The organism is Micrococcus sp. Mcc28 (genome assembly GCF_024519775.1).
Classification (GTDB): Bacteria; Actinomycetota; Actinomycetes; order Actinomycetales; family Micrococcaceae; genus Micrococcus; species Micrococcus luteus.
Genome location: NZ_JALJRH010000001.1, coordinates 46,561 through 73,038, shown reverse-complemented (window position 1 = coordinate 73,038; position 26,478 = coordinate 46,561). Strand labels below are relative to the sequence as shown.

The following is a 26,478-nucleotide window of genomic DNA, read 5'->3' as shown; positions in this document are numbered from 1 at the left end:
GAGGGGCATGGCAGAACGGTTCCGCTGGACGCGGCGGGGGTACACGGCGCAGCTGGAGCTGCCGGAGGTGCGCCTGCTGCGCGGGCTGGTCAGGGACGTCGTCGCCCTGCTCGAGGGCCGACGCGCGGACGTGCGCCCCGCCGAGGCGGACCCCGCCGAGGCCCCGGCCGCCGAGGACGGCGTCGACACGCCCGAAGATCCCCCGGCGGCGCCGCCGTCCGTGTCCGCCGCGCAGGACGCGGGCCCCGTGGCCGGGCTGGACGCGTCCGACGCCGCGTTCTGGGGGCTGGTCTCCGGGCTGCACCTGAGCCAGGACCCGGAGCCGCAGCGTTCGGCCCCCACCGACCCGGCCGTCGCACGCCTCCTGCCGGATGCGATGCCCCAGGCCGGCGCCGCCGAACAGGGCGCCCACCGGGCCCTGACCGAGGACGCCCTGTCCGAGGGGAAGCTCGCGGACGCGCGCCTGGCCCTCGAGCTGCTGCGCTCGACGCGCGTGGAGGTGCCGCACGACCAGGCGCCGGCCTTCGGCCGCGCGCTCAACGACGTGCGCCTCGTCCTTGCCGCCCGCCTGGGCGTCGAGACCGAGGAGGACGCCGCTCGCGTGCACGCCGTGGACGACTGGCGCAGCGCGGAGGACGTCGAGTCCACCATGGCCCTGCTCTACAACTTCACCTCGTGGCTGCTGGAGACGCTCATGACGGAGATGCTCAGCGAGCTGCCCGAGGGCTCGGACGAGTCCGCGCCGGGCGCCGGGGACGCGGAGGACGAGCAGTGATCGGCCGGCGCACCGTCGTGGACGCCGCCGCGCCGATCGGCGTGTTCGACTCGGGCGTGGGCGGGCTGACCGTGGCCCGGGCGATCATGGACCAGCTGCCCCACGAGTCCATCCTCTACGTGGGCGACACGGAGCACTCGCCGTACGGCCCGCGGCCCATCGCCGAGGTGCGGGCCCTGGCCCTGGCGATCATGGACGAGCTCGTCGCGCGCGGCGTCAAGGCGCTCGTGATCGCGTGCAACTCCGCGTCGGCCGCCGTGCTGCGCGACGCCCGCGAGCGCTACACGGGAGGCCACGGCATCCCCGTGATCGAGGTGATCCAGCCCGCCGTGCGCCGCGCCGTGGCCGCCACCCGCACGGGCCGGATCGGCGTGATCGGCACCGAGGCGACCGTCGGGTCCCGCGCCTACGAGGACTCGTTCTCGGCCGCCCCGCACCTCGAGATCACCTCGGTCGCGTGCCCGCGGTTCGTGGAGTTCGTGGAGGCCGGCATCACCACCGGCCCCGAACTGCTGGAGACCGCCCGGGAGTACACGGCCCCGCTGCGTGCGGCGGGCGTGGACACCCTCGTGCTGGGATGCACCCACTACCCGCTGCTGACCGGCGCGCTCTCGCTCGTGATGGGGGAGGACGTCACGCTCGTCTCCTCCGCGGAGGAGACCGCCAAGGACCTCTACCGGGAACTGGTCCGCCTCGGCCTCGAGCACCCCCACTCGGCGGCGGGCTCCGGCCAGGCCACCCGCCACCGCTTCGCCGCCACCGGCGACCCCGACCACTTCCAGGCCCTCGCGCGCCGCTTCCTCGGACCCGAGGTCGAGTCCGTGCGACGCCTGGAGACGATCGGCGCGCCCCGCCCCGCGGCCGCGCCGGTCCCGACGCGCTCGACGGCCTCCGTGCGGCCGGGTGCCGAGCAGGAGGGTGTGACGTGAAGCTGACCATCATCGGGGCCTCCGGGTCCTTCCCCGGCCCGGGCTCGCCCGCCTCGTGCTACCTCCTGACCGCCGAGGGCGTGGCCGAGGACGGCGTCACCCCGCGCACGTGGCGGATCCTGCTGGACCTCGGCAACGGCGCCCTCGGCGTGCTGCAGCGCTACGTCGATCTCGAGGACCTGGACGGCATCCTGCTCTCCCACCTGCACCCGGACCACTTCATGGACCTGTGCGGGATGCACGTGGCCATCCGCTGGAACCCGGCCGGCTGGGGCCGCGGCCGGCTGCCCGTCTACGGACCCGCCGGCACCGCCGACCGCATCGCCGAGGCGTACGGGATGGACCCCGAGCCGGGGATGCACCAGGACTTCGAGTTCCGGTGCTGGACTGCCGGCCGCACCGAGCGGCTGGGTCCGTTCCGGTTCACCCCGGTCCCCGTGCGCCACCCCATCGACGAGGCCTACGCGATCCGGGTCGAGGTGGACCGCATCGACGACGGCGGCCTCACCACCCGCGTGCTCACCTACTCCGGGGACACCGACGCGTGCGAGGGGCTCGTCGAGGCCGCACGGGACGCGGACATGTTCCTGTGCGAGGCCGCCTTCCACGAGGGCCGGGACGACGGCATCGACGGCGTCCACCTGACCGGCCGACGGGCCGGCGAGACGGCCGCGCAGGCCGGGGCCCGGAAGCTGCTGCTCACGCACCTGCCGGTGTGGAACGATCCGCAGCGCGCCGTCCAGGAGGCCCGCGCGGTGTACGACGGCCCGCTGGCCGTCGCCGTCTCCGGGCTGAGCTACGGCGTCTGAGGGCGTGCCTAGACTGGAGACCATGAGCTCTCCCGCCACCACCGCCCCCCGCCCGGACGGCCGCGCCGTCGACGAGCTGCGCCCCATCACCATCACCCGGGGCTGGTCCCGGCAGGCGGAGGGCTCGGCCCTGATCGAGTTCGGGAACACCCGCGTGCTGTGCACCGCCTCCTTCACCGAGGGCGTGCCGCGCTGGCTCAAGGGCGAGGGGACCGGCTGGGTCACCGCCGAGTACGCGATGCTCCCGCGGGCCACCAACGAGCGCAACCAGCGCGAGTCCGTCAAGGGCCGGATCGGCGGGCGCACCCACGAGATCTCCCGCCTGATCGGCCGGTCCCTGCGCGCCGTCATCGACCTGTCCGCCCTGGGGGAGAACACCATCGTCCTGGACTGCGACGTCCTCGACGCCGACGGCGGCACCCGCACCGCCGCCATCACGGGCGCCTACGTCGCCCTCGCCGAGGCGGTGGCCTGGGCGCGGCGCGAGGGGATCCTCGCCAAGGGCGCCGCCGTCCTCAAGGACTCCGTCGCCGCGGTGTCCGTGGGCATCGTGGACGGGGTGCCCGTCCTCGACCTGCCGTACGTGGAGGACGTGAAGGCGGAGACGGACATGAACGTGGTCGTCACCGGGGCCGGGGAGTTCGTGGAGGTGCAGGGCACCGCCGAGGGCGCGCCGTTCACCCGCGCCGAGCTGGACACCCTGCTGGACCTGGCCCTGATCGGCACGGGTGAGCTGGCCCGCGTCCAGGCCGAGACCCTGGCCGCCGCCACGGAGGACCGGGCGTGAGCGCGCCCGCCTCCTCGTCGGCAGGCCTGCCGGAGGGCGCCCGCGTCGTGCTCGCCACGCACAACGCGGGCAAGGTGCGCGAGCTGCGGCAGCTGCTCGCCGGCGCCGTGCCCGGCCTCGACGTGGAGGCCGCGGTGGTGGACGCGGGCGCCGTGGGCGCCCCGGACGTCGTCGAGGACGGCGTCACGTTCGCCCAGAACGCGCTGAAGAAGGCCCGCGCCGTGGCCGCGCACACGGGGCTGATCGCCGTCGCGGACGACTCCGGTCTGGCCGTGGACGTGCTGCACGGCGCCCCCGGGATCTTCTCGGCCCGCTGGGCCGGGCGCCACGGGGACGACCGTGCCAACCTCGAGCTGCTGCTGGCCCAGCTGGCCGACGTGCCGGACGAGCATCGGGGTGCCCAGTTCGTGTGCGCCGCCGCGCTCGCGGTCCCCAGCGGCCCGGACGCCGCGGGCGCCCGGGCCATCCACGTCGAGCACGTCGAGCACGGCCGCCTGCCCGGCACCCTGCTGCGCGAGCCCGTGGGGGACGGCGGCTTCGGCTACGACCCGATCCTGCGCCCCGAGGGCCGGGACGTGTCCACCGCGCAGCTGAGCCCCGAGGACAAGAACGCGATCAGCCACCGGGGGCACGCCTTCCGCGCCCTGCTGCCCTACCTGGTGGACGCGCTCGACGCGCGCCCGTGAGCGGCGGGCGCGCCCCCGTGCCGGGGCTGGACTTCACCGCGATCGACTTCGAGACCGCCAACGGCTTCCGCGGCTCCCCGTGTGCCGTGGGCGCCGTCCGGGTGCGGGACGGGGTCATGGTGGACCGTGCGGAGTGGCTGATCCGTCCGCCCGTCGGCTTCGACCGGTTCGATCCCCGCAACGTGCGCATCCACGGCATCACCGAGGACCGCGTCCTGGACGCCCCCCGGTTCGCGCAGGTGTACGACGAGCTCGCGGACTTCGTGGGGACGGACGTGCTCGCGGCGCACAACGCGGGCTTCGACGTCGGCGTCATCGAGTCCGGCCTCGAGGTCTCCGGCCGGGACGTGCCGGGCCTGGAGTTCGTGTGCACCCTGGTGCTGGCGCGCCGCGTCTACGACCTGCCCTCGTACGCCCTGCCCTCCGCGGCGCGCGAGGCCGGGTTCACCCCGGGACGCCACCACGACGCACTGGCCGACGCCGAGGCCTGCGCGGCCATCCTCGTGGACATCGGCCGGCGCGTGCTGGGGGCGCCGCCGGCCGACGCGGAGATTCTGCCCGGGCTGACCGACGCGCCGGCCGGCCGCGGCGTCGACCGCCTGATGCGGGCCCAGGGGCTGGGCGTCAGCGTCCTCGCCCCCCGGGCGGCGGGATCGGGCGCCGAGTCGAAGGCCACCCGCCAGGCCCGGCGCACTGAGGGCGTCTTCGACGCGCGGGTCCCGCTGCGGGACGAACGCGCCATGCCCGACTTCATGCGCTGGCCGGACGAGGGCGTCAATCCGCCCCCGAACCCGACCGCCGACCCGGGTCACCCCCTGTTCGGCCAGACCGTGGTGTTCACGGGCGGCATCGGCATGTCGCGTCAGAGTGCCAAGACGCGCGCGGCCGCGCACGGCGCGCAGACCGCGAACCGGGTGGGCGCGGCCACCACGATGCTCGTCGTGGGGGACGGCTTCGAGGCCGCGGACCTGCACCGCCCGCGCGCCGAGGACGGGGCACCGCAGGCCGTGACCACGGCGCTGGCGCACCGCAAGACGCGGGACGCCCTGCGCCGGCGGGACCGTGGGCAGGCCATCGCCCTGGTCTCCGAGGGGGAGTTCCTGCAGATGCTCGACGGGAACTGGCCGGACGCCGCGCGCTGAACCACTCAGGTGGTCGCGGCGCTCCAGCGCCGGGCGGCCTCCAGGACGACCTCGCGCTCGGCGATCCACCCCGGGACGGAGGCCTCGGCCGCGGCGCGGTCCGCGGGGTCGTGCGCGCCGAACACGGCGGTGCCGTGCGCCGCGCCGAGCACCTGCCCGGCCAGCGAGGCCGTGGAGTCGGAGTCGCCGTCGTGGTTCACGCCGATCCGCAGCGCCAGGGCGAGCGCCGCCGCCGGATCGGCCGGGTGCGCCGCCTGCGCGGTGAGCGCGGCATACAGCGCGATGGCCAGGGCCTCCTCCGCGACCCAGCCCTCGCCGAGCGCGGTGGGGAGGGCGCCGGGGGCGCCGGGGTCGGCGTCGACGGTGCCGGCCAGGTCGACCGCCGCGGTGACGGCGGCGCGGGTCTCCTCGGCCTCCTCGCCCAGGGTGTCGAGCCACGCGCGGGCGTGCGCGACCGCGGCGGCCAGGTCCAGGCCGCGCAGCAGGGCCGCGATGACGAGGGCGTACGCGGCCGCCGCGACCCACGCGGTGGGGTGGCCGTGCGTGAGGACGGCCCCCTGGCGGGCAAGGGACACGACGTGCGGGTCCTCGAGCCCCGGCACCATTCCGTACGGGGCCGAGCGCATGACCGTCCCGCAGCCCTTCGAACCCGGGTTGTGCGGGTCGCCCGGCAGGCCCATCCCCGGTTCGGCGAGCCCGCTCAGGCACGCGGTGCCCGGCGCGCGGCGCACCTTCAGCTCCGCGTGCGCGTCGATCCAGCGGGGCGGGGCCGGGGGAGCGCCCTCGGGCAGCGCGCCGTCCTGCGTGGCGAACCAGCGCAGGCACGCGAGCCACACGCACGCCGCAGGATCGGCCGGGACGCCGTCGTTCTGCCACTCGATCCACTCGAGCAGGCCGTCGAGCACGTACAGCGTCAGCTGCGTGTCGTCGGTGATCGGCAGGGCGTGGGCGCCCTGCTGGGCGAGCAGGTCCGCGGCGTCGGTGACGCCGGCGGGGCCGTGCACCGCCGCGATCCCCGACGCGGGGGTGAACTCGACGACGCCGCCCAGCGCGTCCCCGGCGGCACCGGCCGCGAGGAGGGCCAGGACCCGGTCGGCGTGCTCGGGGCCGGGCAGGGGCGTGGACGAGGAGGCGGTGGGCTCGGGCGCGGTGGCGGACATGCCGCCATCGTACGAGCTGCACCGCGTCGTGCTTATCCCGTCCACACCCTCCCTAGAGTGGGCCGCATGATCCTGCTGCACACCTCGGACTGGCATCTGGGCCGGTCGTTCCACGGCACCGGGCTGCTCGAGGCCCAGGAGGAGGTCCTGGACGCCCTCGTCGCGACCGTGACGGAGCGCGGCGTGGACGCCGTCCTGCTGGCCGGGGACGTGTACGACCGCGCGCTGCCGCCGGCGGACGCCGTCCGGCTGCTGGACCGGACGCTCACCCGGCTGCACGCGGCCGGCGCCCAGGTGGTGCTCACGAGCGGCAACCACGACTCGGCGGTGCGCCTCGGCTTCGGCGGCGGACTCCTGGCGGCCGCGGGCGTGCACGTGCGCGCGGACGCGGCGGAGCTGGACCGCCCCGTGCTGCTCACCGAGCCCGGGGTCGACGGCGGCGCGGGCCAGACCGTGGCCGTCTACGGCATCCCCTACCTCGAACCGCGCCACCAGGGACCGGCCTGGGGCGTGGAGCCCCACCACACGGCCGTGCTGACGGAGGCGGTCCGCCGCGTCCACGCCGATCTGGCCGCCCGCCGCGCCGAGACGCCGGAGCCGGTGGCCGCCGTCGTGCTGGCCCACCTGTTCGCGGCCGGGGGCCACGGCTCCGAGTCCGAACGGGACATCGGCGAGGGCGAGCACGTCGAGCCGGACGCCCCGCCCGAGATGCTGGTGGGCACGCTGGGGCAGGTGCCGGTCTCCGTGTTCGACGGGCTCGACTACGCGGCCCTGGGCCACCTGCACGGCCGCCAGCGGCTGGCAGAGCACGTGCGGTACTCCGGCTCACCGCTGCCGTACTCCTTCTCCGAGGCGGGCCACCGCAAGGGCGGCTGGCTCGTCCACGTCACGGGCGGGGCCGTCACCGACGTCGAGGCCGTGGACTGGGACGCCGGACGGCGCCTGGCGGTGCTGTCCGGGCCGATCGAGGACCTGCTGGAGTCCCCGGAGTTCGCGTGGGCGGAGCAGTGCTGGGTGCAGGTCACCGTCACCGACGACGAACGCCCCGAGCGGGCCCTGGAGCGCCTGAAGACCCGGTTCCCCTCCGTGCTCGTCTTCCGCCACGAACCGGCCGGCGGGAGGCGGGCCCGGGAGCGGACCTACGCCCAGGTCCTGCGGCAGGCACCCTCGGACCACGCGCTCGCGGTCGGTTTCGTGGACCACGTCCGGCAGCGGCCGGCCAGCGGGGCCGAGCAGGACCTGCTGCGGGACGCCCTCGAGGCCGCTCGCGCGGGGGAGGTGCGCGCATGAGGATCCATCGGATGCGCCTGGAGGGGCTCGGGCCCTACGCCCAGGCGCAGGACGTCGACTTCGACCGGCTCAACGCGGGCGGCCTGTTCCTGCTGGACGGGCCCACCGGCGCGGGCAAGTCCACGGTGCTGGCCGCGCTGTGCTTCGCCCTCTACGGGACCGTGCCGGGCGGACGGTCGGCCGAGTCGCTCGTGACCACGCTGCGCGAGCCCGGCGCGGTGATCCCCGAGGTGCAGGTCGAGTTCACCGTGCAGGGCCGGCGCTTCGAGGTGGTCCGCTCGCCCAAGCACGAGCGGCCCCGCCGGAGACGCAGCGCGGCGGGCGGCGCCACCGTCACCACGCAGGCCACGGTCTCCCTGCGGGAACGCGTGGACGGGGAATGGACGGCGCCGCTCACCCGGGCGGACGAGGTCGGCCAGCAGGTCGCGGCCGTCCTGCACCTGGACGCCGAGCAGTTCATGCAGGTGGTCCTGCTGCCTCAGGGACAGTTCGCCCAGTTCCTCACCGCGAAGTCGGATGAGCGCCGCGTCCTGCTGCGGCGGCTCTTCGGCACGCAGCGCTTCGACGGCGTCGAGGAGCACCTGCGCGTCGAGACGGCCCGGCTGGACACCGCGGTGGCCGTGGACGCGGACGTGGCCCGGACCGCGCGGGCACAGCTGGCCGAGGCGCTCCACGAGGCGCTCGGCCCGGACTGGCATGCGCCGGAGCCGTCACCGGACACGGACGACCGGCTGCTCGCCCTCGCCGCCGAGCGCGCAGGTCGCGCCCACGAGGACGCGCGGGCCGACCTCGCCACGGCCCGCGCCGCGGAGCAGCGGGCCCGGGTGACGGCGCGTGAGCTGGAGACCCGCGGGCGGGACCTGGCCGCGGCCGAGGCGTGGGCGAGCCGTCGACGCGACCACGACGCCGAGGCCGAGACCGCCGCGGCGCGGCGCCGCGCCGTCGACGCCCATGAGCGCGCCGGGCGGGTGCTCGCGGCCGCCCAGCGGGCCACCGCGGCGGCGGACGCCGCCGGCACCGCGTCGGAGACGGTGACGGAGGCCCTGGCGCACGTCGAGGACGAGCCGACCGCGGCGGCGTGGCTCGCCGCCGCCCGGGCGGACGGGGCCGCCGACGCGCCCGCCTCCCGCCAGGCGCTGGGGGAGGCCGAGCGCGCCGCGGAGTCGGTGGCACGCGCCGTCCAGGACCGTGCCCGGATGGGCGAGCTGGAGCAGGAGGCGGCCGCCGCGGCGGAGCGTCGGGCCGAGATCGGCCGCGACCGCGCCGCCCTGGTCGAGTCCCGCCCCGAGCGTGAGGCGGCCGTCGCGGCACACCGCGCGGCCGTCGAACGCGGCACCGAGCGTCTCGGCGCCCGGGAGGCCGTGGACCGCGCCGTGTCCGAGGCCGCCGCTCGCCGCACGGCCGCCGAGGCCGCGGCCGCCCGCGCCGTCGAGGCAGAGACCGCGGCCCGGGCCCACCGGGAGGCACAGGAGCGGCGACGCGAGGCCGCCGAACGGCACGTCGGTCTGCTGCGTGCCCGGTACGAGCAGGCCGCCTCCGAACTGGCGGAGCGGCTCGTGCCCGGCGAGCCGTGCGCCGTGTGCGGCTCGCCCGAGCACCCGGCCCCGGCCGCCACCGCGGACACCACGGTGACCGAGGCGGACGTGCGGGACGCCGAGCAGGCCCGGACCGCGGCCGACCGGGCCGCGACCGACGCCGAGACCGCCCTGCGCGCCGCCGAGCAGACCCTCCGCACGGCGCGCGAGGCCGCCGCCGGGCTCGCACCCGAGGCCGCGCGAGAGGCGCTCGAGCGCGCCGAGGCCGAACGGGCCGCGCTGGACCAGGCGGCGAAGGACCTCGCCGCGGACCGCCGGCGGCTGACCGCCGCCGAGAAGACGCTCGCCGGGGCCGACGAGACCGCCGCCGCGCTCGCGGCCGAGGACGGTCGGCTCGCCGAGGCCGCCGCCCACCGTGCCGCCCGGCTGACCGAGCTGCGGGACGCCGTCGAGGCCGCCCGCGGTGACGCCGAGACCCTCGACGCCCGCCGCGACCAGGTCACCGCCGCACGCCGGGTCCTGGCCGCCCTCGCTGCGGCGCAGGACGAGGACGCGCGCGCCCGGGCGGTCGCCGACGAGACCGGCCAGGCGCTCACCGCCGCGCTGGCCGAACAGCACTTCGACGACGTCGACGCGGCGCGCGCGGCCCGCCTCGAGGAGACGGAGGCCGCCGCCCGCACGGCCGCCGTGCAGGAGTGGGACGCCGAACGGGCCCGCCTCGCCGAGCTCGAGGCGAGCGAGCCCGTCCGCCGGGGCCGCGCCCTCTCCGAGGCCGGCGTCGAGCCGCCGACCGAGGAGCAGACCCGCGCCGCCGCCGAGGCGCTCGCCGCGGCCGAGGCCACGAGCTCGTCCCGGGCGACGGCGGTCGGGCGACTCGATTCACTCGTCGCCACGGTGCGCCGCCAGTCAGCCGCCCTGACCGAGGTCCTGGAGCAGTCCGCCGGGCTCATCGCCGAGCACACGCGGGTGCGGGGGCTGCTCGACCTCGTCCGCGGCGGCGGGGAGAACCTGCTCAAGATGCCCCTGACGAGCTACGTCCTCGCCGGGCGGCTCGAGGAGGTCGCCGCCGCGGCCACCGAGCGTCTGCTCGCCATGACGGACCAGCGGTATTCGATCGAGTACTCCGACGCCGTGGGCGGGCGCGGGAACAAGGGCCTCGAACTCGTCATCCGGGACCACTACGTGGACGAGACGCGCCACCCGGCCACGCTCTCGGGCGGCGAGACCTTCATGGCCTCCCTCGCCCTCGCCCTGGGGCTCGCGGACACCGTGCAGGCCGAAGCCGGCGGCATCGAACTGGACACGCTCTTCGTGGACGAGGGCTTCGGCTCGCTCGACGCGGACACCCTCGACGACGTCCTGGACGTCGTGGACACCCTGCGGACCGGTGGCCGGACCGTGGGCCTCGTCTCCCACGTCGAACGGATGAGGCAGGAGATCGGCGTGCGCCTCGAGGTGCGCAAGGACCGGCGCGGCTCGAGCCTCGCGGTGCACGACGGCGCCTGAGCGACGGGGGTGCGCCCCGCCGCCCCGGCACGAGCCACGCGTGAGGTCAGGCCCGGCGCCACCGCCGGCGGAGGCGCTGCCGGAGTCGGCCGAGGCGTCCGGCGTCGAGCTCGGACGGGGCCGCCCAACGGTCCTCCGCCCGGCGCTCCTGCTCCGCCCGGCGCGCCTGCTCGGCCGCGCGCTCGGCCGCGACGCGCTGCGCCTCCCGCTCGGCCGCGACACGACGCTCCTCCTGCAGGCGGCGCTCCCCGCGGACCTCGGTGAGCCGGTACAGCACGGGCACGAGCACGAGCGTGAGCAGGGTGGAGGACACCAGGCCGCCCACCACGGCCACCGCGAGGGGCTGGGAGATGAACCCCGCGTGCCCCGTGACGCCCAGGGCCATCGGGGTCATGGCCAGGACGGTGGCCAGGGCCGTCATCACCACCGGGCGCACACGGTTGAGCGCGCCCACCTCGATCGCCTCGTCCAAGGTCATCCCGCGGTCGCGGCGGTACTGGTTGATCAGGTCGATCAGCACGATCGCGTTCGTCACCACGATGCCCACCAGCATGAGCAGCCCGATCATCGTGGACAGTCCCAGCGGCGTGCCGGTGGCCAGCAGCGCCAGGAACACGCCCGTGGCGGCGAAGGGGATCGACACGAGCAGCACGAGCGGCTGGCGCAGCGAGTTGAACGTCGCCACCATCACGACGTACACGGTCGCCACGGCGGCCAGCAGCGCCAGTCCGAGGTCCCGGAACGTCTGCGCCTGCTGCTCCGCCGCGCCGCCCACGGCCGCGGTGACGCCCTCGGGCAGGTCCAGCTCCGCCACGGCCTGCGTGACCCGGCGCGAGACGGCCCCGAGGTCCTCGTCGTCCGGGGTCACCGTGACGACGGCGGTCCGCTCGCCGTTCGAGGACGTCACCCGGGCAGGTACGGACATCCGCGAGACCTCGGCGAGGTCCCCCAGCGGCACGGGCCCCTCCGCCGTCTCCACGGGCACCTGGCGCAGGGCCTCGAGGGACTCGACCGGCTCCGGGTCACCCAGCTGCACCGCGAAGCTCTCGAACCCGAAGCGGACGTCGCCCACGGGCACGGCCTGCAGGGCGGCGGCGGCCTGGCCGGCCACCGCCTCCTCGGTCAGGCCGAGCCGGGCGGCGGCGACGGTGTCCACGTCCACCTGGAACGTCGGGCGCAGGTCCGAAGCCGGCGTCGTCACCTCGCGGGCACCCTCGACGGGCCGCAGCGCCTCGGCGACCTGATCGGCGGCCGCGGTGAGGGCCTGCGGGTCGGGGGCGGAGACGGCCACCTCGATGTCCTGGCCGCCGCTCGGCCCCTGCTGCGTGGAGACGGACACGTCGCCCACGCCGTCGAGACCGGTGAGCTCGGCGCGCACCCCGTCCTGAAGGGCCACCTGGTCCGCATCCGGGTCGGTCACCACCGTGAACCGCGCCCGGTCCGCCGAGGAGCCGCCGAAGGCCCCCATCGGACCGGCGGCGGTGCCGGCCGTCCACTGGACCGTCTCGACGCCGTCGGTGTCCAGCAGCACCCGCTCGATGCGCTCGGCGGCGGCGGCCGTGGTCTCCAGCGACGCCCCCGGCTCCTGCTCCGCCGTGACGACGAACGAGTTCTGTCCCGAGTCGCCCAGGAGGTTCGTGGGGATCAGCGGGACCAGCGCGGCCGTGCCGGCCAGCAGCGCCAGGGCGGCGGCGAGGGTGACCACGGTGTGCCGCTGTGTCCAGCGCAGCACCGGGCGGTAGGCCCGCGTGAGCCACCCGCCGGCCGCCACGGGCCGGTCGCCGGGGACGGCGGGCGCGGCCGTGGTCTCGGCCCCGCGCCGTGGGGCGCGCAGGAACCACCAGCACAGCACCGGCACGATCGTCAGGGCGACGACGAGGGAGGCCAGCAGGGCGACCGTGGCGGTCACGGCGAAGGGCCGGAACAGCTCGCCGGCCAGGCCGCCCACGAAGGCGATGGGCAGGAACACGGCCACGGAGACCAGGGTGGAGGCGGTGATCGCGGTGGCGACCTCGCGCGTGCCGTCCAGGATCGCGGAGCGTCGGTCGGCGCCCAGGCCGAGGTGCCGGCGGATGTTCTCCACCACCACGATCGCGTCGTCCACGACCCGGCCGATCGAGATCGTCAGCGCCCCGAGCGTCAGCGTGTTGAGGGAGTAGCCGAAGGCCGCCACCCCGATGAGGGCGGCCAGCAGGGACAGCGGAATGGACACGGCGGTGACGAGGGTGGAGCGCACCGAGAGCAGGAACACGGCGATCACCAGTACGGCGAACGCCAGGCCCAGCAGACCCTCCTGGAACAGCGTGTCGATGGACTGCTGGATGAACGGGGCCTGGTCGAACACCACGGTCAGGTCCGCGCCGCCGCCGACCAGGGACGCCAGCTCCGGCAGGGCGTCGCGCACGGCCTGAGAGACCGCCACGAGGTCGGCGTCCGGGGTCGCGGTCACGGAGACGGACAGCGTCGGCACCCCGTCGGTGCGGGTCAGGGAGGTGGGGGCCGCGGCCACGAGGGTGACGTCGGCGACCTCGTCCAGGGTGCGCGGTTCGCCGTCGCCGGAGGGAGCGACGACGATCCCGCGCAGGCCCTCGAGGTCCTCGACGGCGGCGCCCGCCTGGACGGGATAGGTGGTCGCGTCCTCGGTGACCTGGCCGACGGGGAAGAGGCCGGCGTTCTCCTCGAGTGCGTCGGTGATGTCGGAGGTGGTCAGCCCGGCGGCGGCGAGCGCGGCCGGGTCCGGGACCACGGAGACGTTCTCGTCCGTGCCGCCGAGGACGTCGGCGCCCCGGACGCCGTCGATCTTCTGCAGCCGCGGGGCCAGGACGTCCTCGGCGCGGCGGCGCAGGGTGTTGAGGTCCTCGTCCCCGGACAGGGCGAGGAAGACCACCGGGAAGTCGGAGACGGAGCCCGCGAAGGACGAGGTCTCCGCCTCCTCCGGCAGCTGGGGCCCGAGGTTGGCGACCACCCGGTCTACCTGGGACCGGGCCCGGTTCAGGTCTGTGCCGTAGGCGAACTCCAGCTGGACCGCGTTGAAGCCGGACTGCGACGTGGACCGCGAGGATTCGAGCCCCTCCACGGCCTGCAGGGCCGTCTCGAGGGGCTCGCCCACCTGCGCGTCCACGACCTCGGGGGACGCCCCCGGGTAGAGCGTCGAGACGGAGATGACGGGCAGCTCGAGCGGGGGGATGAGCTCCCGCTTGAGCTGCCCGGCGGAGAGGACACCGAACACCGCGATGAACACGGTGACGAGCGCCACGAGCGCCCGCCGACCGAGTGAGAACCGTGCGAGCGCTCCCATCGGGGCGTCAGGCCAGCTTCAGTGCGGCGTCCGTGACGGTGCGGACCTCGTCCAGCAGCGCCGGGTCGTCGTTGAGCGTGTGGCCCAGCGACGGGATGAGCTCCTTGAGCGTGCCGTCCCAGCCGGCCATCTTCGCGGGGAAGCAGCGCTCGAGCAGCTTCACCATGATGGGGGCCGCGGTGGAGGCGCCCGGCGAGGCGCCGAGCAGGCCGCCGAGCGAGCCGTCCGCGTGGGTGACGACCTCGGTGCCGAACTGCAGGACGCCGCCGAAGCGGCCCTTGCGCTTCATCACCTGCACGCGCTGGCCCGCGGTGATCAGCTCCCACTCGGCGCCGTCGGCCTCCGGGTAGAACTCGTGCAGCGCGTCGATCTTCTTGTCCCGGGACTTCAGCACCTCGGTCACGAGGTACTTGGTCAGGTCCATGTTGTCCTTGGCCACGTCCAGCATCGTGCTGAGGTTGTGCGGGCGCACGGACAGCGGCAGGTCCAGGTAGGAGCCGGTCTTGAGGAAGTTCGTGGAGAACCCGGCGTAGGGGCCGAACAGCAGGGAGCGCTTGCCGTTGACGAAGCGGGTGTCCAGGTGGGGCACGGACATCGGCGGGGCGCCGACGGCGGCCTGGCCGTACACCTTGGCCATGTGCTGGTTGACCACGGACTCGTCCGTGCAGCGCAGGAACTGGCCGGAGACCGGGAAGCCGCCGAAGCCCTTGGCCTCGGGGATGCCGGACTTCTGCAGCAGGGGCAGGGCGCCGCCGCCGGCACCGACGAAGACGAAGCGGGCGCGGTCCACGAGCTCGGAGCCGGCGGCCTTGTTCTTGACCTTGACCTCCCAGCGGCCGTCCGTGCCGCGGGTGAGGCCGGTGACCTTGTGACCGAAGCGCACCTCGGCGCCGGCGCCGGCCATGGCCGTGATGAGCTGGCGGGTGAGGGAGCCGAAGTCAACGTCGGTGCCGCCGGTGTTGCGGGACGCCGCCAGGCGCTGGCCCGACGCGCGGCCCTCGATCAGCAGCGGGGCCCAGGCACGGATCTGCTCCGGGTCCTCGCTGTGCTCCATGCCGGCGAACAGCGGCTGGGCGGACATGGTCTCGTAGCGGGTGCGGAGGTAGTCCGCGTGGTCGTCACCCCACACGAAGGACATGTGCGGCAGCGGGTTGATGAAGGACTTGGGGTCCTTGAGCGTGCCGTCCGCCACCAGGGAGGACCAGAACTGGCGGGTGGTCCAGAACTGCTCGTTGATGCCCAGCGCCTTGGTGACGTCCACCCGTCCGTTCTTGTCCATGGGCGAGTAGTTCAGCTCGCACAGGGCGGCGTGGCCGGTGCCCGCGTTGTTCCACGGGTCGGAGGACTCCAGGCCGGCCTGGTCGAGGCTCTCGTACAGGGCGATGGACCAGGTGGGCTCGAGCTTCTGCAGCAGCACGCCCAGGGTGGCGCTCATGATGCCGCCGCCGATCAGGACGACGTCGTGGGTGGCGGTGGACGAGGTGGTGGGCACGGTCAACTCCTGAAGCAGAACGACGGCGGGTGGGCGCAGTGCGACCAGGCCGAGCAGAGGCGGTCGGGCCGGGCGCCGTGATCCCCCACTGTACTACCGGTGCGTTCAGCCTTCGGTCAGCCTGACGCGCGAGAAGGGCTCGTCCAGCTGCGGCGACGTCGGGTAGGAGGCCACGCGCGGGCCGGTGGCCAGGGCCGAGATCGGGTAGACCAGCGGCAGCGCCGGCAGGTCGAGGGCCATGGCCCGGACGACGCGGCGGAACAGGGCGCGGCGCGCGTCGTCGTCGGTCTCGGCCGCCGCCGCGTCCACGTCCTCGACGACGCGCGGGTTGCGGTAGCCGGTCTCGGCGCGGCCCGAGCGCGCGAAGGGCTCGAGGAACGCGTGCGGGTCGCGATAGTCGCCGGTGCGGCCCATCAGGTGCAGGGCTCGGGTGGGCCGGGAGACGACGGCGTGCAGGTAGTCCTGGTCCTCCGGCACGGGCACGGGCACGATGTGCATCCCCACCGCGCCGAGGTCGCGGGCGACCATCGCGTAGACCCGCTCCGGCTCGGGCAGGGAGGGGCGGGCCGTGCCGGCCGGGTAGAGGAACTCCAACGGCTCCCCGTCGTATCCCGCCAGGTGGAGGAACTCGCGGGCCCGGCCCGGGTTGACGTCGTAGCGCCGCGCCTCCTCGTCGCCGACGCCGAGGGACGGGGGGACGAGGTCGTGGGCCAGGCGGGTGCCCTCGAGGAAGACGTCGCTGCCGGCGATGCGCGGGCGGTCCACCGCGTACGCGATCGCCTGGCGCAGGTACTGCGAGCGCACGCGCGGGTGGTCCAGGTTCATGCCCACGTAGAGCACGCCCAGGGGGTCCCGGGGCAGCACCTGGGTGCCGGCCTCGACGAGGGGGCGCAGCTGGCCGGGGGCGACGACGTCGATCACGTCCGCCGAGCCGCGCCGCAGCTCCCGCAGGCGCACGGAGGCCCGACCCCACGCCTGCACGGCCACCGGGTACGCCGCCGGATCGGAGCCGCGGTGGCGGGCGCTGGGGACCAGGATCGTCGCGCCCGAGGCGCCCGGGTGGGCGCGCGTGAGCTCGGCGGTCTCCGCGGCGTCGGCCCAGCGGTAGGGGCCGGTGCCGGCGGGGGTGGTGACCTCGGAGCCGTCCACGTCGACCGTGCGGTCCCACGAGGCCGGCGAGGAGATCGCGAAGGCCGGCGAGGCCAGCGCGGCCGCGAGGTGACGGCGGGGGGAGTGCAGGCGCAGCCGCACCTCGAGCTCGCCGCGGGCCTCGACGCCGGCGAAGGCGGAGTCCGCGTCCCCGGCGTATCCGCCGAAGGCCGAAACGAACGAGGAGGGCGGGGCGACGGTCCCGTCCACGGGCGCAGGGGCGGAGGCCCACCGCTCGATGTTCGCGACCACGGCGGCGGCGTCGCACGGCTCGCCGTCGTCGAACACCACCCCGGAGACCAGGTGGAACGTGTGGAGGCGGCCGCCGTCGGACTCCTCGTGCCGCTCGGCGAGGCGGGGCGTGGGGGCGCCGGTGTCCGCGTCCACGCCGAGCAGCGTCTCGAAGACCTGGCGGATCAGACGGAAGGACTCGACGTCCAGCGCGCGGGCCGGGTCCCGCGTCAGCGCCCGTGCCGGGGCGCCGACCACGAGCAGCCGGCCCGGGCCCGAGGAGCTCGGGGCGGCCGAGGACGGCACCGCGGGCGACGTCGTGCAGCCGGCCACGCCCAGGCCGAGCAGGCCCAGGCCCCCGCCGAGGAAGGCGCGGCGAGTGGGCTGCATGGCGACCTCCTCTGGCAGGTGACGTCGGGGTCGGGCGGGCCCGGGGAGTGCGGGCGGGGGGACTCGAACCCCCACGTCCAGGACACTGGAACCTAAATCCAGCGCGTCTACCAGTTCCGCCACGCCCGCGCACACCCCGCGCGGGCGGGGCGAGGCCCGATCCTACCGTGCGGTGCCCGGGCGCGGATCAGGCCTCGTCGAGGCCGAGGGTGCGGCGCAGTCGCGCCACGTGGCCGGTCGCCTTCACGTTGTACTGCGCGTGGGTGACCTTCCCGTCCGGGCCGACGACGATCGTGGAGCGGATCAGACCCTCGAAGGTCCGCCCGTAGTTCTTCTTCTCGCCCCAGGCGCCGTAGGCCTCGGCCACCGCGTGGTCCTCGTCCGAGAGCAGGGGGAACGTCAGGCCCTCCTGCTCGGCGAACCGGATGATCCTGCCGATCGGGTCGGGGGAGATCCCCAGGACGACGTAGCCGGCCGCGGTCAGGGAGGCGAGGCTGTCCCGGAAGTCGCAGGCCTGCGTGGTGCAGCCGGGCGTGGACGCGGCCGGGTAGAAGTAGACGATCGTGTGCTTGCCCGCGCTGTCGCGCAGCGAGACGGGCCGGCCCTCCTGGTCCTGGAGGGTGAACGCGGGCGCCGTGTCGCCGGGCTGGAGGCGGTGCTGGGTCGTGTCGGTCATGGGCCCCAGCCTACGGTGGGCCCGGTCGGGGAGCGGGGACGACGAAGGCCCCGTCTCCGTGGAGACGGGGCCTTCGCTTCGGTGGGTGCACCCCCCGGGACTCGAACCCGGAACCTGCTGATTAAGAGTCAGATGCTCTACCGGTTGAGCTAGAGGTGCAGGTGCCGCACCGCCTCTCGGATCTCTCCGGTGCGCCGTGCAACGAGGTGAAACCCTAGCAGGGGTTTCAGACGCCGCGCAAATCGGGTGGCGTGACGTCCGTCGCGTCCGTCTCCGGGGTCGCGTAGAGGCGGTCCAGCTCGTCCATGAAGGCGGTCATGAAGGCGTGGAAGTCGGTGGCGTCCTCGGCCTGGTCGAGCTCCGCGGTGCCGTCCTCCGTGAGGTCGCCCACCGGCACCCGCGTGTGCTCCGGGACGTCGAACCACGTCCGGAAGCCCGTGACGGTCTCCACCTGATAGCCGCTGCCCGTGTCCGCCACGGTGGCCACGTTGGCCAGGCCCACCTCGACGACGTCGGCGCGGTCCGCGGAGGCCTCGGTCACCGGGCCGTGCGGATCGTCCTCGGCCACGCCCGGCGCGCGGCGGTCGTGGTCGTCCGGGGTGGAGGTGGGGTCGAACGGGCACAGCAGCATCTCGAGCGGCTGGTGGCGATAGCCGATCACGAGGGGGGAGGAGGAGCCCGAGGGCTGGCCGTAGACGACGTTGTAGTCGCCGTGGTTGAACACGCGCGCATCGAAGACGCGGCGCAGCCGTCTGTGCAGGGTGGGCGTGTCCATGGGCCCAACGTACGCGGACCCGTCCGCACGTGTCATGCCGCGGCGCCCGTCACACGGGGACGTCGCTCCGGCCCGGTGGCGCCGTGCTCACTAGACTCCGCGGCATGGACTCCGCCGCGTCGACTCCCAGCACCCCGTCCGCCGCCCCCGACATCAAGCCGCGCTCGCGCGACGTCACCGACGGCATGGAGCGCACCGCCGCCCGCGGCATGCTCCGCGCGGTCGGCATGGGGGACGAGGACTTCGGCAAGCCGCAGATCGGCATCGCGTCGTCCTGGAACGAGATCACCCCCTGCAACCTCTCCCTGGACCGCCTCGCCCAGGCCTCGAAGGACGGCGTCCACGCCGCCGGCGGATATCCGCTGGAGTTCGGCACGGTCTCCGTCTCGGACGGCATCTCCATGGGCCACGAGGGCATGCACTTCTCCCTCGTCTCCCGCGAGGTGATCGCGGACTCGGTGGAGACCGTGATGATGGCCGAGCGCCTGGACGGCTCCGTCCTGCTCGCCGGCTGCGACAAGTCGCTGCCGGGCATGCTCATGGCCGCCGCCCGCCTGGACCTGGCCTCCGTGTTCGTCTACGCCGGCTCGATCATGCCGGGCGTGGCCCGCCTGACCGACGGCACCGAGAGGCAGGTGACCATCATCGACGCCTTCGAGGCGGTCGGCGCCTGCGCCCGCGGTCTCATGTCCGAGGAGGACCTGCTCCGCATCGAGAAGTCCATCGCCCCGGGCGAGGGCGCCTGCGGCGGCATGTACACCGCCAACACCATGGCCTCCATCGGTGAGGCCCTCGGCATGTCCCTGCCCGGTTCCGCCGCCGCCCCCTCCGCGGACCGCCGCCGCGACGCCTTCGCGCGCCGCTCCGGCGAGGCCGTGGTGAAGATGATCCGCCAGGGCATCACGGCCCGGGACATCATGACCAAGCCCGCGTTCGAGAACGCGATCGCCGTGACCATGGCGTTCGGCGGCTCCACCAACGCCGTGCTGCACCTGCTCGCCATCGCCCGGGAGGCGGGCGTGGACCTGCAGCTGTCCGACTTCAACCGCATCGCCGACCGCACTCCGCACATCGCCGACCTCAAGCCGTTCGGCCAGTACGTCATGACGGACGTGGACCGCATCGGCGGCGTCCCGGTGGTCATGAAGGCCCTGCTGGACGAGGGCCTGCTGCACGGGGACACCCTCACCGTCACCGGCAAGACGCTCGCCGAGAACCTGGCCGCGCTCGATCCGGACCCGGTGGACGGCAAGGTCATCCGCACCATGGACGACGCGATGCACCCCAACGGCGGCATCGCGATCCTCCACGGCTCGCTGGCCCCGGAGGGCGCCGTCGTGAAGTCCGCCGGCTTCGATGCGGACGTCTTCGAGGGCACCGCGCGCGTCTTCGACCGTGAGCGCGCCGCCATGGACGCCCTCGAGGACGGGACCATCGCCGCCGGCGACGTCGTGGTCATCCGCTATGAGGGCCCGAAGGGCGGCCCGGGCATGCGCGAGATGCTCGCGATCACCGGCGCCATCAAGGGGGCGGGCCTGGGCAAGGACGTCCTGTTGATCACCGACGGGCGCTTCTCCGGCGGCACCACCGGCCTGTGCATCGGCCACATCGCTCCCGAGGCCGCCGAGGGAGGGCCGATCGGCCTGGTGCAGGACGGCGACCGCATCCGCGTGGACATCGCCGGACGCACCATGGACCTGCTCGTGGACGAGGCCGAGCTCGCCGCCCGCCGCGAGTCCTGGAAGCCGGTGGAGCCGAAGTTCACCACGGGCGTGCTGGGCAAGTACGCCAAGCTGGTGCACTCGGCCGCCGAGGGCGCCTACCTGGGCTGAGGGCCGGTCGGCCCGCACGCCGAGACGAGCAGAGGATGAGCATGCACGAGACCGACGCCCGGGCCGGGGGAACCCCGCCGCGTCCCGGGCGGGAGGCGCGCTGATGGAGGTCGTCATCCTGCCCGACGCCGCCGCCCTGGGCCGGCACGGCGCGGACGCGGTGGCCGCCCACGTGGCGGCCCGTCCCGAGGCCGTCCTGGGGCTGGCCACCGGTTCCTCGCCCCTGCCCGTCTACGACGAGCTCGCCCGCCGGGTCCGGGACGGGGAGCTGTCCCTGCGCTCCTGCCGCGCGTTCCTGCTGGACGAGTACGTCGGCCTGCCCGCGGGACACCTCGAGTCCTACCGCACCGTGATCGAGCGGGAGTTCGTCGCGCGCACGGACATCGCCCCGGAGGCCGTGCACGGTCCGGACGGCGGGGCGGCGGACGTCCCGGGCGCCTGCGCCGCCTACGAGGAGGCGCTGCGCGAGGCCGGCGGCGTGGACGTGCAGCTGCTCGGCGTGGGCACGGACGGGCACATCGCGTTCAACGAGCCCGGCTCCTCCCTCGCCTCCCGCACGCGCATCAAGGTGCTCGCCGAGCAGACCCGGCGGGACAACGCCCGCTTCTTCGACGGCGACCTCGACCAGGTCCCGACCCACTGCCTCACCCAGGGCGTGGGCACGATCCTCGACGCCCGACACCTGGTCCTGCTGGCCCGGGGCGAGGGCAAGGCCGAGGCGGTGCGGCAGCTCGTGGAGGGCCCCGTGAGCGCGCGCTGGCCGGTCACGGCCCTGCAGCTGCACCCGCATGTGACCGTCCTCGTGGACGAGGCCGCCGCCGGGCGACTCGAGCTCGCGGGGGAGTACCGCCACATGTGGGAGGCCAAGCCGTCCTGGCAGGGCCTCTGAGCGCCCCTCGTCCATCGACCCGCCCACCCCGGAAGGTGCATCCGTGCCCGCCTCGGTCCCTCACCGGCCGCGCGCCGAGCAGGCGCCGCAGGCCGCCGCGTCCCCGTCGGTGCTGCGCGCGGACCGCGTCCATGACGGCGAGCGCCTCGGCGGCCCCGGCTGGATCGCCCTGGCCGAGGGCCGGGTGGTGGCCGTCGGGACCGGGGACCCGCCGCGCACCCACGGCCCCGTCCACGACCTCGGCGACGCCCTCCTCGCTCCCGGCTGCGTGGACGTGCACTGCCACGGCGGCGGCGGACACGCCGTCGAGTCCGGCGCGGCCGCGGCACGCGCGGCGGCCGCGGCCCACGCCCGCGCGGGCACGACCACGGTCGTGGCCTCCCTCGTCACGGACGAGGTCGACGCGCTCGCGGCGCAGCTGACGGCCCTGACGCCCCTGTGCGCAGAGGGGGTGCTGGCCGGCGTGCACCTCGAGGGTCCCTGGCTCTCGCCCCGGCACCGCGGCGCGCACCGGGCCGCGTCGCTGCGGGCTCCGGAGCCCGAGGACGTCGCTCGCCTCGTCGAGGTCGGCGCGGGCCACCTGGCGATGGTCACGCTGGCCCCCGAGCTGCCCGGGGCCCTCGACGCGGTGGGCCGGCTGGCGGAGGCGGGCGTCGTCGTCGCGATCGGCCACACGGACGCCTCCTACGAGACCACGCGCGCGGCGATCGATGCGGGGGCGCGGATGGCCACGCACCTGCACAACGCGTGCCGGCCCACCCACCATCGCGAGCCCGGGCCGGCCGTCGCCCTGCTGGAGGACCCGCGCGTGGGGATCGAGACCATCGTGGACGGCGTCCACCTGCATCCGGCCACGGTGCGGCGGGTCGCCCGGGAAGCCGGGGAGCGGTGGATCCTCGTCTCGGACGCGATGGCCGCCGCCGGCTGCGGCGACGGCGAGTTCCCCCTCGGGCCGCTGCGGGTCCAGGTCCACGACGGCGTCGCGCGGGTGGTCGGCGCGGATGGCGCAGCCGGGGCCATCGCCGGGTCCACGGCCACGGTCGCCGGCTCGGTGCGCTCCGCCGTCGCCGCCGGGGTCGACCTCGACGCCGCGCTGCGGGCGGCCACGGCCGCGCCCGCGGACGCCCTGGGGCTCCCCGACGTCGGCCGGCTCCGAGTCGGGAGCCGAGCGGACGCCGTCGTCTTCGGCCCGGAGCTCGAGGTGCGCGGGGTGCTCCGTCACGGAACGTGGGTGAAGGCGGCCGCCCCCGCGGTGGCTGACTAGGGTGGGCTCAGGCCCGGGATCCGACCCCGACCGCCCGGTCGTCTCACGATGTGACGCTTTATCTCACATTGCGAGACAGGCGGGTGGTCGATGGCGGACGGGGCGCATGGCTGTCGATACTGAGACCACCCCCGAAGGACCCGGCGGCCCGTGTCCCCACCTCAGACTCCGCCACGCCGGCCCGATCCGTCATCGACGCGGCCACGGTTCCCGACGCCCGACGGATCCGAACGACGACCGTCCGACGCCCCCGCGACGGACACGCAGCGACGAACGCAGTGAGGTGACCCCATGAGCACGACCCCCCGCGACGCCCGCGCGGCGGTCCCGCAGGTCCCGACGCCGGCCTCCCGCCCGACGGAGACGGCCCGGGCCCAGGAGCGCCGTCCGGCCCCCCGTCCCGAGATCGTCGAGCCGCGGGTGCCCGGCGAGGGCTCCCGCGTCGAGCCGACCCGGATGACCGGCTCCGAGGGCATCATCCGCTCCCTGGAGGAGCTGGGGGTCACGGACGTGTTCGGGCTTCCCGGCGGCGCCATCCTGCCGACCTACGACCCGCTCATGGACTCCGATCGGATCCGCCACATCCTGGTGCGCCACGAGCAGGGTGCCGGTCACGCGGCGCAGGGCTACCACCTGGCCACCGGCAAGGTCGGCGTGGCCATCGCCACCTCCGGTCCCGGCGCCACCAACCTGGTGACCGCCATCGCGGACGCCCACATGGACTCCCAGGCGGTCGTGTTCATCACCGGCCAGGTCTCCTCCGCCGCGATCGGCACGGACGCCTTCCAGGAGGCGGACATCGTGGGCATCACGATGCCCATCACCAAGCACTCCCGGCTCGTGACCCGGCCCGAGGACGTCCCCCAGGCCCTCGCCGAGGCGTTCCACATCGCCGCCACGGGCCGGCCCGGGCCCGTGCTCGTGGACGTCACCAAGGACGCCCAGCAGGGCGAGTTCGAGTTCGCATGGCCGCCCCGGATCGACCTGCCCGGCTACCGCCCCGTCCTGCGCGGCCACCCCCGGCAGATCCGCGAGGCCGCCCGGCTGATCCGCGAGGCCCGGCGCCCCGTGCTGTACGTGGGCGGCGGCGTGGCCCGCGGCGAGGCCCACGAGGAGCTGCGCGCCCTCGCCGAGCTCACGGGCGCCCCGGTGGTCACCACCCTCACCGCCCGCGGCGTCTTCCCCGACTCGCACCCCCAGCACCTGGGCATGCCGGGCATGCACGGCGGCGTCCCCGCCGTGGCCGCGCTCCAGCAGGCCGACCTGCTGATCACGCTCGGCGCCCGCTTCGACGACCGCGTGACCGGTCACCTGCCCTCGTTCGCCCCCGGCGCCCGCGTGATCCACGCGGACATCGACCCGGCCGAGATCTCCAAGAACCGCACCGCGGACGTGCCGATCGTCGGCCACGTCAAGGAGATCATCCCGGACCTGGTGGCCGAGCTCGCGACGGACACCGAGGCGCTGCCCGACCTCGCCGACTGGTGGGCGGTGCTGCGGCGCCTGCAGGAGACCTACCCGATGGGCTGGACCGAGACCGAGGACGGCCTCCTCGCGCCCCAGGAGGTGATCTCGCGCCTGTCGGCCCTGTCCGGCCCCGAGGCCACCTACGTGGCCGGCGTCGGCCAGCACCAGATGTGGGCCAGCCAGTTCGTCGCCTACGAGCGCCCGCGCCAGTGGCTCAACTCGGCCGGCCTCGGGACGATGGGCTTCGCCGTCCCCGCCGCGATGGGGGCGCAGGTGGGCGAACCCGACCGCGTGGTCTGGGCCATCGACGGCGACGGCTGCTTCCAGATGACCAACCAGGAGCTCGCCACGTGCGTGATCAACCGCATCCCCATCAAGATCGCGGTGATCAACAACTCCTCGCTGGGCATGGTGCGCCAGTGGCAGACCCTCTTCTACGACGGGCGCTACTCGAACACGGACCTGAACACGGGCCACGACACCGCCCGGGTGCCGGACTTCGTCAAGCTCGCCGACGCCTACGGCGCCGCGGGCCTGCGCTGCGACCGCCGGGAGGACCTGGACGACACCATCCGCCAGGCCCTGGCCATCGACGACCGCCCCGTGATCGTGGACTTCGTGGTCTCCCGCGACGCCATGGTCTGGCCGATGGTCCCCGCGGGGGTCAGCAACGACGCGATCCAGGTGGCCCGGGGCATGACGCCCGACTGGGACCAGGAAGACTGAGGAGGGCAACCGATGGAACGCCACACCCTGTCCGTGCTCGTCGAGGACGTGCCCGGCACCCTGACCCGCGTGGCCGGCCTCTTCGCCCGGCGCGCGTTCAACATCCACTCGCTGGCCGTGGGCGTCACGGAGGTCGAGGGCCTGTCCCGGATCACCGTGGTCGTCGACGCCGACACGGACCTGCTCGAGCAGGTCACCAAGCAGCTGAACAAGCTGATCAACGTGATCAAGGTCGTCGAGCTCACGCCCGACTCCTCCGTTCAGCGCGACCACCTGCTCGTGAAGGTGCGCGCCGATGCCGCCACCCGCGGTCAGGTCGTCCAGGCGGCCGACCTGTTCCGCGCCCACGTCGTCGACGTGGCCCCGGAGTCTCTGACCCTCGAGGCCACCGGCACCCGTGACAAGCTCGAGGCCTTCCTCGAGATGATGGAGCCCTACGGTGTGCGCGAGCTCGTCCGCTCGGGCACCCTCGCCCTCGCCCGGGGGCCGCGGTCCATGACCGACCGCGCCGTGGCCCGCTGACCCGTCCCGATCCACCCATCCCGTGAGGAGAACAGCATGACCGTGAAGAAGTTCTACGACGACGACGCCGACCTGTCGATCATCCAGGGCCGCACCGTGGCCGTCATCGGCTACGGCTCCCAGGGCCACGCCCACGCCCTGTCGCTGCGCGACTCCGGCGTGGACGTGCGCATCGGCCTCGCCGAGGGCTCCAGGTCCCGCGCCAAGGCCGAGGCCGAGGGCCTGCGTGTCGTCGACGTCGCCACCGCCGCCGCCGAGGCCGACCTGATCATGATCCTCACCCCGGACCAGGTCCAGGCCGACGTGTACGACCAGCACATCGCCGGCAACCTGCAGGAGGGCGACGCCCTGTTCTTCGCGCACGGCTTCAACGTGCGCTTCGGCTACATCCAGGCCCCCGAGGGCGTCGACGTCGCCCTGGTCGCCCCCAAGGGCCCGGGCCACGTGGTGCGCCGCGAGTTCGAGGCCGGCCGCGGCGTGCCCGCGCTGATCGCCGTCGAGAAGGACGCCTCCGGCCAGGCCCACGCCCTCGCCCTGTCCTACGCCAAGGCCGTGGGCGGCACCCGCGCCGGCGTCATCGAGACGACGTTCACCGAGGAGACCGAGACCGACCTGTTCGGCGAGCAGGCCGTGCTCTGCGGCGGCGCCTCCCAGCTCGTGCAGTACGGCTTCGAGACCCTCACCGAGGCCGGCTACCAGCCCGAGATCGCCTACTTCGAGGTGCTGCACGAGCTGAAGCTCATCGTGGACCTCATGGTCGAGGGCGGCATCGCCAAGCAGCGCTGGTCCATCTCCGACACCGCGGAGTACGGCGACTACGTCTCCGGCCCCCGCGTCATCACCCCGGACGTGAAGGAGAACATGAAGGCGGTCCTCGCCGACATCCAGTCCGGTGCCTTCGCGCAGCGCTTCATGGACGACCAGAGGGCCGGTGCGCCCGAGTTCAAGGAGCTGCGCGCCCGGGGCGAGGCCCACCCGATCGAGAAGACCGGCCGCGAACTGCGCCAGATGTTCTCCTGGCTCAAGGACGCGGACGACGACTACACCGAGGGCACTGCGGCCCGCTGAGCCGCCTGAGCCCCCGACGCCGGCCCCGGGCATCGCGCTTCGGGGCCGGCGTCGCATTCCGGCCACGGTCCGGTCACGCG

20 protein-coding genes and 2 tRNA genes are annotated in these 26,478 nt (G+C 74.9%); 14 read left to right on the top strand and 8 right to left on the bottom strand.

The genetic code is table 11. The annotated features are described in order from the left end of the window. Positions 1–7: 7 nt before the first annotated feature. Genes NR073_RS00320 through NR073_RS00295 form a run of 6 tightly spaced genes read left to right on the top strand, consistent with a single transcriptional unit; the run spans position 8 to position 5,128 of the window. Positions 8–775, top strand: a complete 768-nt coding sequence (locus tag NR073_RS00320; protein ID WP_256748526.1) for a DUF2017 family protein — start codon at positions 8–10, stop codon at positions 773–775. After that, on the top strand, positions 772–1,704 hold the full coding sequence (gene murI / locus NR073_RS00315) for a glutamate racemase (protein ID WP_206396132.1): 933 nt from the start codon (positions 772–774) through the stop codon (positions 1,702–1,704). The genes NR073_RS00320 and murI overlap by 4 nt, the downstream gene beginning before the upstream one ends. Then, positions 1,701–2,513: an MBL fold metallo-hydrolase gene (locus NR073_RS00310; protein ID WP_256748525.1), complete on the top strand. Its 813-nt coding sequence runs from the start codon at positions 1,701–1,703 to the stop codon at positions 2,511–2,513. The genes murI and NR073_RS00310 overlap by 4 nt, the downstream gene beginning before the upstream one ends. A gap of 22 nt (positions 2,514–2,535) precedes the next feature. Continuing rightward, positions 2,536–3,300, top strand: coding sequence for a ribonuclease PH (gene rph / locus NR073_RS00305; RefSeq protein ID WP_256748524.1), 765 nt, complete (start codon positions 2,536–2,538; stop codon positions 3,298–3,300). Beyond that, positions 3,297–3,986: a non-canonical purine NTP pyrophosphatase gene (locus NR073_RS00300; protein WP_036312997.1), complete on the top strand. Its 690-nt coding sequence runs from the start codon at positions 3,297–3,299 to the stop codon at positions 3,984–3,986. Before rph ends, NR073_RS00300 begins: the two co-directional genes overlap by 4 nt. Then, positions 3,983–5,128 carry an exonuclease domain-containing protein gene (locus NR073_RS00295; protein ID WP_036312995.1) on the top strand — a complete coding sequence of 382 codons (1,146 nt, stop codon included), beginning with the start codon at positions 3,983–3,985 and terminating at the stop codon, positions 5,126–5,128. Before NR073_RS00300 ends, NR073_RS00295 begins: the two co-directional genes overlap by 4 nt. A 5-nt stretch (positions 5,129–5,133) precedes the next feature. On the opposite strand, the gene NR073_RS00290 is transcribed toward NR073_RS00295, so the two are convergent. Next, a complete protein-coding gene (locus NR073_RS00290; RefSeq protein WP_036312992.1) occupies positions 5,134–6,288 on the bottom strand; it encodes an ADP-ribosylglycohydrolase family protein in 1,155 nt (384 codons plus the stop codon). A gap of 66 nt (positions 6,289–6,354) precedes the next feature. On the opposite strand from NR073_RS00290, the gene NR073_RS00285 reads away from it, so the two are divergent. Together NR073_RS00285 and NR073_RS00280 are read left to right on the top strand one after the other, a co-directional pair. After that, the gene (locus NR073_RS00285) at positions 6,355–7,578 is read left to right on the top strand and encodes an exonuclease SbcCD subunit D (RefSeq protein ID WP_069941941.1); all 1,224 of its coding nucleotides are present in this window, start codon (positions 6,355–6,357) and stop codon (positions 7,576–7,578) included. Next, positions 7,575–10,619: an AAA family ATPase gene (locus NR073_RS00280; protein ID WP_256748523.1), complete on the top strand. Its 3,045-nt coding sequence runs from the start codon at positions 7,575–7,577 to the stop codon at positions 10,617–10,619. Before NR073_RS00285 ends, NR073_RS00280 begins: the two co-directional genes overlap by 4 nt. A 46-nt stretch (positions 10,620–10,665) precedes the next feature. On the opposite strand, the gene NR073_RS00275 is transcribed toward NR073_RS00280, so the two are convergent. From NR073_RS00275 to NR073_RS00245, 7 genes are all read right to left on the bottom strand, one after another. Beyond that, positions 10,666–13,917: an efflux RND transporter permease subunit gene (locus NR073_RS00275; protein ID WP_256748522.1), complete on the bottom strand. Its 3,252-nt coding sequence runs from the start codon at positions 13,915–13,917 to the stop codon at positions 10,666–10,668. A gap of 7 nt (positions 13,918–13,924) precedes the next feature. Then, positions 13,925–15,415, bottom strand: a complete 1,491-nt coding sequence (locus NR073_RS00270) for a malate:quinone oxidoreductase (protein WP_256748521.1) — start codon at positions 15,413–15,415, stop codon at positions 13,925–13,927. A 99-nt stretch (positions 15,416–15,514) separates the two neighbouring features. Further along, positions 15,515–17,179 (bottom strand): ABC transporter substrate-binding protein, encoded by a 1,665-nt coding sequence (locus NR073_RS00265; protein WP_250203125.1) that lies wholly within the window; start codon positions 17,177–17,179, stop codon positions 15,515–15,517. A 48-nt stretch (positions 17,180–17,227) separates the two neighbouring features. Beyond that, positions 17,228–17,308: transfer RNA gene (locus NR073_RS00260), tRNA-Leu, on the bottom strand. A 58-nt stretch (positions 17,309–17,366) separates the two neighbouring features. Further along, a complete protein-coding gene (bcp, locus tag NR073_RS00255) occupies positions 17,367–17,855 on the bottom strand; it encodes a thioredoxin-dependent thiol peroxidase (protein ID WP_036382122.1) in 489 nt (162 codons plus the stop codon). Between the two features lie 86 nt (positions 17,856–17,941). Next, positions 17,942–18,014 (bottom strand) — tRNA-Lys (locus tag NR073_RS00250). A 67-nt stretch (positions 18,015–18,081) separates the two neighbouring features. Beyond that, positions 18,082–18,630 carry a hypothetical protein gene (locus NR073_RS00245; protein ID WP_135019509.1) on the bottom strand — a complete coding sequence of 183 codons (549 nt, stop codon included), beginning with the start codon at positions 18,628–18,630 and terminating at the stop codon, positions 18,082–18,084. Between the two features lie 104 nt (positions 18,631–18,734). Between NR073_RS00245 and ilvD the strand changes: the two genes are divergently transcribed. From ilvD to ilvC, 6 genes are all read left to right on the top strand, one after another. Next, entirely contained in the window at positions 18,735–20,462 is a 1,728-nt protein-coding gene (gene ilvD, locus NR073_RS00240) for a dihydroxy-acid dehydratase (RefSeq protein WP_060973922.1), read from the top strand. A 103-nt stretch (positions 20,463–20,565) separates the two neighbouring features. After that, positions 20,566–21,351, top strand: coding sequence for a glucosamine-6-phosphate deaminase (gene nagB, locus NR073_RS00235; RefSeq protein WP_060973921.1), 786 nt, complete (start codon positions 20,566–20,568; stop codon positions 21,349–21,351). A gap of 43 nt (positions 21,352–21,394) precedes the next feature. Next, entirely contained in the window at positions 21,395–22,615 is a 1,221-nt protein-coding gene (locus NR073_RS00230; RefSeq protein ID WP_081097741.1) for an N-acetylglucosamine-6-phosphate deacetylase, read from the top strand. 291 nt (positions 22,616–22,906) lie between these two features. Then, on the top strand, positions 22,907–24,808 hold the full coding sequence (locus NR073_RS00225) for an acetolactate synthase large subunit (RefSeq protein ID WP_250203127.1): 1,902 nt from the start codon (positions 22,907–22,909) through the stop codon (positions 24,806–24,808). 12 nt (positions 24,809–24,820) lie between these two features. Beyond that, positions 24,821–25,330, top strand: a complete 510-nt coding sequence (ilvN, locus tag NR073_RS00220; RefSeq protein ID WP_010078980.1) for an acetolactate synthase small subunit — start codon at positions 24,821–24,823, stop codon at positions 25,328–25,330. Between the two features lie 36 nt (positions 25,331–25,366). Continuing rightward, entirely contained in the window at positions 25,367–26,398 is a 1,032-nt protein-coding gene (ilvC, locus tag NR073_RS00215) for a ketol-acid reductoisomerase (RefSeq protein WP_144825309.1), read from the top strand. The last annotated feature ends 80 nt before the right edge of the window (positions 26,399–26,478 follow it).

Coding starts and splice junctions, on each gene's coding strand:
- NR073_RS00320 (WP_256748526.1), top strand. CDS start 8: ATGGCAGAACGGTTCCGCTGGACGCGGCGGGGGTACACGGCGCAGCTG.
- rph (WP_256748524.1), top strand. CDS start 2,536: ATGAGCTCTCCCGCCACCACCGCCCCCCGCCCGGACGGCCGCGCCGTC.
- NR073_RS00290 (WP_036312992.1), bottom strand. CDS start 6,288: ATGTCCGCCACCGCGCCCGAGCCCACCGCCTCCTCGTCCACGCCCCTG.
- NR073_RS00285 (WP_069941941.1), top strand. CDS start 6,355: ATGATCCTGCTGCACACCTCGGACTGGCATCTGGGCCGGTCGTTCCAC.
- NR073_RS00280 (WP_256748523.1), top strand. CDS start 7,575: ATGAGGATCCATCGGATGCGCCTGGAGGGGCTCGGGCCCTACGCCCAG.
- NR073_RS00275 (WP_256748522.1), bottom strand. CDS start 13,917: ATGGGAGCGCTCGCACGGTTCTCACTCGGTCGGCGGGCGCTCGTGGCG.
- NR073_RS00265 (WP_250203125.1), bottom strand. CDS start 17,179: ATGCAGCCCACTCGCCGCGCCTTCCTCGGCGGGGGCCTGGGCCTGCTC.
- bcp (WP_036382122.1), bottom strand. CDS start 17,855: ATGACCGACACGACCCAGCACCGCCTCCAGCCCGGCGACACGGCGCCC.
- NR073_RS00245 (WP_135019509.1), bottom strand. CDS start 18,630: ATGGACACGCCCACCCTGCACAGACGGCTGCGCCGCGTCTTCGATGCG.
- ilvD (WP_060973922.1), top strand. CDS start 18,735: ATGGACTCCGCCGCGTCGACTCCCAGCACCCCGTCCGCCGCCCCCGAC.
- nagB (WP_060973921.1), top strand. CDS start 20,566: ATGGAGGTCGTCATCCTGCCCGACGCCGCCGCCCTGGGCCGGCACGGC.
- NR073_RS00225 (WP_250203127.1), top strand. CDS start 22,907: ATGAGCACGACCCCCCGCGACGCCCGCGCGGCGGTCCCGCAGGTCCCG.
- ilvN (WP_010078980.1), top strand. CDS start 24,821: ATGGAACGCCACACCCTGTCCGTGCTCGTCGAGGACGTGCCCGGCACC.
- ilvC (WP_144825309.1), top strand. CDS start 25,367: ATGACCGTGAAGAAGTTCTACGACGACGACGCCGACCTGTCGATCATC.